This is a genomic window from Anaerococcus sp. HMSC068A02 (genome assembly GCF_001811125.1).
Lineage (GTDB): Bacteria > Bacillota > Clostridia > Tissierellales > Peptoniphilaceae > Anaerococcus > Anaerococcus vaginalis_C.
In genome coordinates this window covers 1-3,195 of record NZ_KV803770.1, presented here as the reverse complement: position 1 = coordinate 3,195, position 3,195 = coordinate 1, and the positions used below count along the sequence as shown (strand labels likewise).

Here is a 3,195-nt window from a genome sequence, read left to right as displayed (position 1 = left end):
AATCGCTAAATGTCTTATATATTAAATTGTTTAAGTGAGACTTCTCATCCTTACCATTTTAACCTCCCAATTTTGTGTATAAAAAAAGACGATAGAGTTTTTATTTTCTATCGCCTGATATTATCTAATATTTATTTTTCTTTAAATTGATTTTATTGTATAGCTTAATAATTCTATTAATCCAATTATAAAAATTAAAATGGGATTCATTACAAACCCCAGTTTTATAAATTAGCGTGTCCTTTAATATAATTTTGATCCTGCTGGAATATTATCATCCAACATTATTAAGTTAAGTTTTTCTTCTCCGTCGTACTCACAAATTGCAGATATAATCATACCTTCTGAGTCGATTCCCATCATCTTACGAGGAGGAAGATTACAAATTGCAAGCAATGTCTTTCCAATTAAGCTCTCTGCGCTGTAATATTCCTTAATACCAGATAAAATAACTCTTTCTTTTTCAGAACCATCATCTAATGTAAATTTCAAAAGTTTTTTTGATTTTGGAACTTCTTCGCAATTTTTCACTTTCACAGCTCTAAAATCAGATTTTGAGAAAGTTTCAAAATCTACATAATCTTCAAATAGTGGTTCAACTTTTATTTTTGATAAGTCAATTTTTTCTGTAGCAATTTTTCCATAATTTTCATTTGATGAGATTTCATTTTCTGCTTTTTCTTTTCCTATTGGCTTCATTGTTGGGAAAATCCCCTCTACCTTAGATAATTGTCTAAATCTCTATAAAAGTCTATTTTATGGTACTTCTCCATTTACGACAATTTGCTACCTCTCTATAAGTGCCTATAGATTTCTAGCAAATTGTCGTAAATTTGTCGTAAGCTGTCGTAAATTCTAAAATATAAATTTCATCGCTTTTTCAAATTCTCCCATCTGTTCTATCTTAAAATCTTCTGTTGCATCTACATATATATCCATTGTTGTACTAATATCAGAATGACCTAGAATAGACTGCATTGCTTTTGTATTTATATTTTGTTCATTAAGCCTTGTAGTAAAGGTGTGTCTGAAAATGTGATTGCTTAAATGTGGAACTAATAGAATATCATTAGAGTTCGATTTATTTTTATCCATTATACTTAAATTGCAATCTCTAACAATTCTTCTTAAAGCTTTATTAAGTGTTCCATTATTATGAACCTTTCCGAATCTATTTAAAAATACAAAGTCTTTAAATCCATCGATTGAATCACAACATTCGATTCCAAAAGTCTTTTGTAACTCTCTTTCCATAAGAAAAGCATCTTTTACTTTTTGAACCATAGGAATACTTCGCTTACCTGATGCTGTCTTCGGTGTATTAATAGCATATCTATTGTTTAATCCTTTACCTTTACTATAATATACCAAAGTCCTGTTTACATTTATAAGACCATTATCAAAATCTAGATCGTCCCATTGCAATCCTGTAACTTCTCCAACTCTCATTCCTGTCCAAAGCATAACAATGAATATTGGATACCATTTTTTATATTCGTCACTATTAGATAAATATTCTTCAAATAGCACCTGTTCTTCTATTGTCATGGCTTTTTTCTTCGGAGATTCATTTCGATAAGCTACTTTCAATTCCTTCAAAGCATTGTCAGATGGATTAAACCTTATATATTCGTCATCCACTGCTAATTCTAAAACCTGATGTAGCACAGTATGGACACAATCTATGGTAGAAACCATCAATCCCTGGTCTTCCTTTAATCTGTTATAAAAACTTCTAACATCAGATCTTTTAATATCAGATAGTTTAATACGACCAAAAGTCGGTTCGACGAATTGTTGATACATATAGATGTAATTTTTAAAGGTATTATCCTTTAAACCTCTTTTTACCTTTGTCCATAACTTAAAAGTATCATTTACAGACAAGCTACTTCCTTCGTTGTTGATTCCATCTATAGTATTGCGTAAAATATCCAATTCCTTTTCTCTTAATTCCTTTAGAGTTTTCGCATAGATAGATTTTCTACGCCCTATTTTGTCTTGCCACTTAAATTCATAAGTGCCATTTGACCTTTGATATTCACCGTCTTTTAAAACAACCCCTTTACTATCTTTGCGTCTTTTTACCATAAAAATTCTCCTTTTTTGATAAAAGACACGCTATAATTATTATACCGCATTAAGCGTGTTTTATATATAATTTTAGATCAGATAGAGAACTGTCTATTTAAATATTCTTCCATTAACTTTTTCTTAATAAGACGCTTACTACCATTAAATAATACAAAATCGCAATCATTTTCATCCGTTAATTGTCTAACTTTATCTTGACCAATATTAAAATATTCAGATGCTTCTTTTAATGTTAGAAATGCTTTCTCAGAAACACGAACACCTTTTATATTTTCGTTAATCATAAATCCTCCAAATAATATATTTAAAATATTTCTTTTAATATTTTTAAAGTTTTTTGACATTGACAAGTGCCTTGGATTAGCAACATAGGAATCTCACCTCCGCCTCTGTTCAGGATGAGCCGGCTTCAACCTTAGAAGTATCATTATCCTCATTTTCTTCGTAGCGAATAGGGTATCCCTCCCTATATTCAAACTCTTACTTATCGCTCCCTTTCTTCTTCCCTTGCTTTTAGCTTAGCAGTACTTGTTTTGCCGAATTATTCAGCAGAAAGATCTTGGCGGATAGGTTATTACGCTCCAAAAATGATTAATGTCTTGTCTTGGTCTATTCAATTGTTAAGGTTCAAATATTGTTTAAATTTCTTTTAAAATAGAAAGAGGACAAAACTCCCCTCACTTTATAAAGGAAAATTTGCCCTCTTTGGTAACCAGAAATTATATTTCTTCTATAAATTTCTTTAGTTTTTCTAAAATCTTATCTCGCCTTTTTATTAAAGCAGGATGTGATATATTTTGAGTCTTCGCTACTGCACGAAGTGTTTCATCATTGAAATATAATCTTTCGATTATTTCTCGTTCATCCTTATTTAACTTTGACATTGCATTTCTTAGTGCTTCAATCATCATTTGTGTAGCTACAACTTTTTCAACATCAACATTTTTATCTTCTAGATTATCTTCAAAATTCCCATCGTGATTTAGAGACGAAAAAAATAGCAAGTGGTTTTTCTTATCCACCTGCTCTAAATATTTTTCGTGTTCTCTTTCTTGCCAGTAGACTTTGTATATCTGCTCACTTACTTTGATTTTTTGCCCA

General features: G+C 30.4%; 3 protein-coding genes and 1 pseudogene. All 4 read right to left on the bottom strand.

Annotated elements, in window-relative coordinates:
• Positions 1-243: 243 nt before the first annotated feature.
• Positions 244-711 (bottom strand): annotated as a pseudogene (metG, locus tag HMPREF2782_RS06770) (methionine--tRNA ligase subunit beta); the annotation flags it as partial.
• Positions 712-855: 144 nt separating this feature from the next.
• On the bottom strand, positions 856-2,091 hold the full coding sequence (locus tag HMPREF2782_RS06765) for a tyrosine-type recombinase/integrase (protein WP_019132791.1): 1,236 nt from the start codon (positions 2,089-2,091) through the stop codon (positions 856-858).
• A gap of 77 nt (positions 2,092-2,168) precedes the next feature.
• Positions 2,169-2,378 (bottom strand): excisionase, encoded by a 210-nt coding sequence (locus HMPREF2782_RS06760; RefSeq protein ID WP_009345237.1) that lies wholly within the window; start codon positions 2,376-2,378, stop codon positions 2,169-2,171.
• A 435-nt stretch (positions 2,379-2,813) separates the two neighbouring features.
• A partial coding sequence (locus HMPREF2782_RS06755) for a sigma-70 RNA polymerase sigma factor region 4 domain-containing protein (protein WP_070641745.1) occupies positions 2,814-3,195 on the bottom strand: 382 nt, incomplete at its 5' end.